Here is a 5,754-nt window from a genome sequence, read left to right on the forward strand (position 1 = left end):
CCATCGCGAGCAGGCTCACTCCTACAAGGGAACTGTGTTGCAGATGGAACTGTGGAACGGGACTGTTGCAAAGTATGTCTAGACTGTGACTGTCCCTATCGAGTGAAAAAACAATGACAACGCCCACCTCCCATTACACCGGTGAAGAGCGCAGCAAGCGCATTTTCGCCATTGTCGGCGCTTCGTCCGGCAACCTCGTCGAATGGTTCGACTTCTACGTCTACGCCTTCTGCGCGATCTATTTCGCCCCGGCGTTTTTCCCCTCCGATAACCCTACCGTGCAACTGGTCAACACCGCTGGCGTGTTCGCTGCCGGGTTCCTGATGCGGCCGATTGGTGGCTGGATTTTCGGCCGCGTCGCTGACAAGCACGGGCGCAAGAATTCGATGCTCATCTCGATCCTGATGATGTGCTTCGGCTCGTTGCTGATCGCCTGTTTGCCAACGTACAAGGACATCGGCGTCTGGGCGCCGGTGCTGTTGTTGTTTGCGCGCTTGCTGCAAGGCCTGTCGGTGGGCGGCGAGTACGGCACCACCGCGACTTACATGAGCGAAGTCGCGCTCAAGGGCCAGCGTGGTTTCTTCGCTTCGTTCCAGTACGTGACGCTGATCGGCGGGCAACTGCTGGCGGTGTCGCTGGTGGTGGTGCTGCAACAGTTCCTCACTGAAGAAGATCTGCGCGCCTACGGCTGGCGCATTCCGTTCGTGGTCGGTGCGGTGGCGGCGCTGATTTCGCTGTTCCTGCGTCGTTCGCTGAAGGAAACCACCAACGAAGAAACCCGTGCACACAAGGATGCCGGGAGCATCACCGCACTGTTCCGCGATCACAAGGCGGCGTTCATCACCGTGCTCGGCTACACCGCTGGCGGCTCGCTGATTTTCTACACCTTCACCACCTACATGCAGAAATACCTGGTGAACACCGCCGGCATGCACGCCAAGACCGCCAGCTACATCATGACCGGCGCGCTGTTCCTGTATATGTGCATGCAGCCGCTGTTCGGCATGCTTGCCGACAAGATCGGCCGGCGCAACTCGATGCTCTGGTTCGGCGCCCTCGGCACGTTGTTCACCGTGCCGATCCTGCTCAGCCTGAAAAGCATCAGCAGTCCGTTCCTCGCCTTCGTGCTGATCACCCTGGCGCTGGCGATCGTCAGTTTCTACACCTCGATCAGCGGTCTGGTGAAAGCCGAGATGTTCCCGCCGGAAGTGCGCGCCCTGGGTGTCGGCCTGGCTTACGCGGTGGCCAATGCAATCTTCGGCGGCTCGGCGGAATTCGTCGCCCTGAGCCTCAAGGCCGGCGGTATGGAAAACGCCTTCTACTGGTACGTCACGGCGATGATGGCGGTGGCCTTCCTGTTCAGCTTGCGGTTGCCCAAGCAGGCGAAGTATTTGCACCACGATCTCTAACCCGAAGTGCGCGGGCCGTTCTGGCCCGCGCCGGCAAGGACTGTTTATGACTCAGCGACCGGGCAATCAATTGTTCGATGCCTACTTCACCGCCCGCGATATGCGCGAGGTGTTCTGCGATCAAGGCCGGGTGCAGGCGATGCTCGATTTCGAAGCGGCGCTGGCCCGGGCCGAGGCGCGGGTCGGGCTGATTCCTTCATCTGCCGTGGCGCCGATTGCCGTAGCCTGCGACGCGGTCCTGTATGACTTCGTCGCGTTGGGCGAGGCGATTGCCACGGCCGGCAATTCGGCGATTCCGCTGGTCAAGGCGTTGGGCAAACAGATCGCCTCGAGCGATGCCGAAGCCGAGCGCTATGTGCATCTGGGCGCGACCAGTCAGGACGTGATGGATTCCGGGCTGGTCCTGCAATTGCGTCAGGCGCTGGCGCTGATCGAAGACCAACTGACGCATCTGGCCGACTCACTTGCCGCCCAGGCACAACGTTTTGCCACCACACCATTGGCCGGGCGCACCTGGCTGCAACACGCGACGCCAGTGACGCTGGGCATGAAGATCGCCGGTTGGCTGGGCGCTGTGACGCGCAGCCGCCAGCGTCTGCGAGAACTCAAGCCACGGCTGCTGGTGCTGCAATTCGGGGGCGCGTCGGGGACGCTCGCGGCGCTGGGCGAGCAGGGGTTGCCGATTGCTCAAGCGCTGGCCGAAGAACTTCAACTGAGCCTGCCCGAGCAACCGTGGCACACCCAGCGCGATCGCATCGTCGAGTTCGGCGCGGTGCTTGGCTTGATTGCCGGCAGCCTCGGCAAATTCGGTCGCGACATCAGCCTGTTGATGCAGACCGAGGCGGCGGAAGTGTTCGAACCCGCCGCACCGGGCAAGGGCGGTTCGTCGACCATGCCGCACAAGCGCAACCCGGTCGGCGCGGCGGTGCTGATCGGCGCGGCAACGCGGGTGCCGGGGCTGGTATCGACACTGTTCAGCGCCATGCCCCAGGAACACGAGCGCAGCCTCGGTTTGTGGCACGCCGAATGGGAAACCCTGCCGGAAATCTGCTGCCTGGTGTCCGGTTCGCTGCAGCAGGCGCGTTTGCTCGCCGATGGCCTGGAGGTCGACGCCGCACGCATGGCCAGCAACCTCGAATTGACCCAAGGGCTGGTGCTGGCCGAAGCGGTGAGTATCGTCCTCGCGCAACGAGTGGGCCGCGACACCGCGCATCATCTGCTCGAACAATGCTGCAAGCGCGCGGTGGCCGAACAACGCCACTTGCGCGCCGTACTCGGTGACGAGCCGCAAGTCACCGCCGAACTCAGCGGTGCTGAACTCGATGATCTTCTGAACCCGGCGCATTACCTTGGTCAGGCGCAAGTCTGGGTCGAGCGCGCGGTGGCCGAACACAACGCTTTGACTGTCTGAAGGAGAGGGCTGTGGCTTTCGTTCAACTCGCCGATGGCGAACTGCATTATCAAATAGAAGGCCCGGCCGATGCGCCGGTGCTGGTGCTGTCCAACTCGCTGGGCACCGACCTGCACATGTGGGATGCGCAGATGCCTGCGTTCACCGAGCATTTTCGCGTGCTGCGTTTCGACACTCGCGGCCACGGACAATCGGTGGTCACCGAAGGGCCGTACAGCATCGAGCAACTGGGCCACGACGTGCTCGGTCTGCTGGATGCGCTGCACATCGAGCGCGCGCATTTTTGCGGATTGTCGATGGGCGGGCTGATCGGTCAGTGGCTGGGTATTAACGCCGGGCATCGTTTGCACAAGCTGATCGTCTGCAACACCGCAGCGAAGATCGGTGATCCGTCGGTGTGGAATCCACGCATCGAAACCGTGTTGCGCGACGGCCCGGCGGCGATGGTCGCGCTGCGTGATGCCTCGATCGCGCGCTGGTTTACTCCGGACTTTTCGGCGGCGCATCCCGAGGCGGCGAAGAAGATTACCGACATGCTCGCCGCGACCAATCCGCAGGGCTATGCGGCCAATTGCGCGGCGGTGCGCGATGCCGATTTCCGTGAACAACTGGCTTCGATCAATGTGCCGTTGCTGGTGATTGCCGGCAGCGAAGATGCGGTGACGCCGCCGTCCGGCGGGCATTTCATCCGCGACCATGTGCGCGGCGCCGAGTACGCCGAGTTCTACGCGGCGCATTTGTCCAACGTGCAGGCCGGCACCGATTTCAGCGACCGGGTGCTGGCGTTTTTGCGAGCTCAGTGAGGAAAATTTTGTGGACGAGAAACAACGTTACGACGATGGCATGCAAGTGCGCCGCGCGGTACTGGGTGATGCCCACGTCGATCGCAGCCTGACCACGCTGACCGAGTTCAACTCGGAATTCCAGGAGATGATCACCCGCCACGCCTGGGGCGATATCTGGACCCGCCCGGGCCTGCCCCGGCACACCCGCAGCCTGATCACCATCGCCATGCTGATCGGCATGAACCGCGAAGGCGAACTGAAACTGCACCTGCGCGCCGCGGCCAATAATGGCGTCAGCCGTGGCGAGATCAAGGAAGTGATCATGCAGAGCGCGATCTACTGCGGGATTCCGGCGGCGAATGCGACGTTTCATCTGGCGGAATCGGTTTGGGATGAGCTAGGCGTCGAATCTCGAGAATAATGGCGACCGGTCTGCCGCTTTCGCGAGCAGGCTCGCTCCCACAGTTGGAATGCGTACCCGTGTAGGAGCTGCCGAAGGCCGCGATCTTTTGATCTTGTTTTTAAAAAATCAAAATCAAAAGATCGCAGCCTTCGGCAGCTCCTACAAGGATCGGTAGTTAGAGCAGGCTGATCGGGTAGCTGACGATCAATCGGTTCTCATCAAACTCGTTATTGCTGAAATCCCGGCGCATGGTCGAGTTGCGCCATCTGACGTTCAAGTCTTTCAACGTGCCGCTCTGCACCGTGTAACCCAGTTCCGATTCGCGACCCCATTCCTTGCCGTCGGTAATCGTCCCGGTGTGCACGTTGTCGCCACTGATGTAGCGGTTCATCAGGGTCAGACCGGGGATGCCCATGGCGGCGAAATTGTAGTCGTGGCGCAGTTGCCAGGAGCGTTCCTGAGCGTTGTCATAACTGGCGTTGTAGCTGTCGTTGGCCAGGGTGCCGCCACTGGTGCCGTTGACCCGCATCCACGCGCTGTCGCCGGTCAGTTTCTGCAGGCCGACGTAGAACGTGTTGCCGCCGTATTTGGCGGAAAACATCCCGTACCAGGTCTTGTTGTCGAGATCGCCGGCGCGGGCGCTGCCATCTTCCTTGCCATAGAAAAAGCCGAGGTTGGCGCCCAGCGTCCAGTCGCCGAGCGGCTGGCTGTGCAGCACGTTGAGGTACTGCTGGCTGTAGATGTCCTTGAGCTGCGCGTTCCATAAGCCGATCTGCGTGCGCTTGTCGTTGAACAGGTATTCGCCGCCCTGGAAGTTGAAACGGTCAGAGGTGAACGCGGCTTTGCCGGTCATCGACATGTCGCTCATGCTGCTGTCGTCGCGCGGGCTGTTGGCGCGGAACTGGCCGCCATAGAGGGTCAGGCCAGCGATTTCCTTCGAAGTGATCTGGCCGCCACGAAAAGTCTGCGGCAACGAACGACCGTCGTCCGAACGCAGGATCGGCAGCACTGGCATCCATTCGCCGACCTTGACTTCGGTCTGCGAGAGTCTGGCCTTGAACGCGACGTTGGTGCGACCGAAGTTGTCCGCCGGGCGACCGTCATGGTCCAGTGGCAACAACTGCGTACCGCCCGTGCCTTTGCCGCCATCAAGCTTGACCGAATACAGCCCGAGCACGTCCATGCCGAAACCGACGGTGCCTTGGGTGACGCCGGATTTCGCGTCGAGGATGAAACTCTGCGTCCACTCTTCAGCCTTGCCCTGGGCTTTGGTCGGGTTGGTGAAGTTGCGGTTGATGTAGAAGTTGCGCAGGTTGAGGTTGACCTTGGCGCCTTCGACGAAGCCACCTTCTTCGGCGCTGGCTGGCAGGGCCAGACCAGCGATGGCCAGGGCGATCACACCGGGCAATGCATAAGGCACAGGGAAAACTGTCATGGACTTGGGTCTCTCTTGTTTTTTTAGGGCGAACGGCTGCGCTGTCGCGGCGGGTGCGGCGCAGGCAAAGTGATGCGTGTCTGAGGTTAAGCGGTGGCGGTCAGCCGGGCGGGGCAGGGCGCTGGAGCATGGTGTCGAACCTTGTTGTTATTGGTTTTCTGGGTCGAATGGTGAAGGGCGCGGATGATTGGATTCAATTGGGAAAAGCGGGTTTTGGGCGGTTATCGAACGCAAGATTCCTCCGGATTAGGTGGTGAGTGTGAGGTCCTCTTCGCGAGCAGGCTCGCTCCCACAATTGGAATGCGTTTCCC

At 61.4% G+C, this 5,754-nt stretch carries 5 protein-coding genes; 4 read left to right on the top strand and 1 reads right to left on the bottom strand.

What is annotated here, in order from left to right:
• The first annotated feature begins 113 nt into the window (after positions 1-113).
• From DCO47_RS25315 to pcaC, 4 genes are read left to right on the top strand one after another with little or no spacing between them, the layout of a single operon-like run.
• Positions 114-1,409 carry an MFS family transporter gene (locus DCO47_RS25315; RefSeq protein ID WP_039762664.1) on the top strand — a complete coding sequence of 432 codons (1,296 nt, stop codon included), beginning with the start codon at positions 114-116 and terminating at the stop codon, positions 1,407-1,409.
• A 46-nt stretch (positions 1,410-1,455) separates the two neighbouring features.
• Entirely contained in the window at positions 1,456-2,820 is a 1,365-nt protein-coding gene (locus DCO47_RS25320; protein WP_116659180.1) for a 3-carboxy-cis,cis-muconate cycloisomerase, read from the top strand.
• Positions 2,821-2,831: 11 nt separating this feature from the next.
• Positions 2,832-3,623 carry a 3-oxoadipate enol-lactonase gene (gene pcaD, locus DCO47_RS25325; RefSeq protein ID WP_116659181.1) on the top strand — a complete coding sequence of 264 codons (792 nt, stop codon included), beginning with the start codon at positions 2,832-2,834 and terminating at the stop codon, positions 3,621-3,623.
• A gap of 10 nt (positions 3,624-3,633) precedes the next feature.
• Positions 3,634-4,026 (top strand): 4-carboxymuconolactone decarboxylase, encoded by a 393-nt coding sequence (pcaC, locus tag DCO47_RS25330; protein WP_025110738.1) that lies wholly within the window; start codon positions 3,634-3,636, stop codon positions 4,024-4,026.
• Between the two features lie 157 nt (positions 4,027-4,183).
• On the opposite strand, the gene DCO47_RS25335 is transcribed toward pcaC, so the two are convergent.
• Positions 4,184-5,443, bottom strand: a complete 1,260-nt coding sequence (locus tag DCO47_RS25335; RefSeq protein ID WP_116659182.1) for an OprD family porin — start codon at positions 5,441-5,443, stop codon at positions 4,184-4,186.
• Positions 5,444-5,754 lie beyond the last annotated feature (311 nt).

It is taken from the genome of Pseudomonas sp. NDM (assembly GCF_003105095.1).
Taxonomy (GTDB): Bacteria; Pseudomonadota; Gammaproteobacteria; order Pseudomonadales; family Pseudomonadaceae; genus Aquipseudomonas; species Aquipseudomonas moraviensis_A.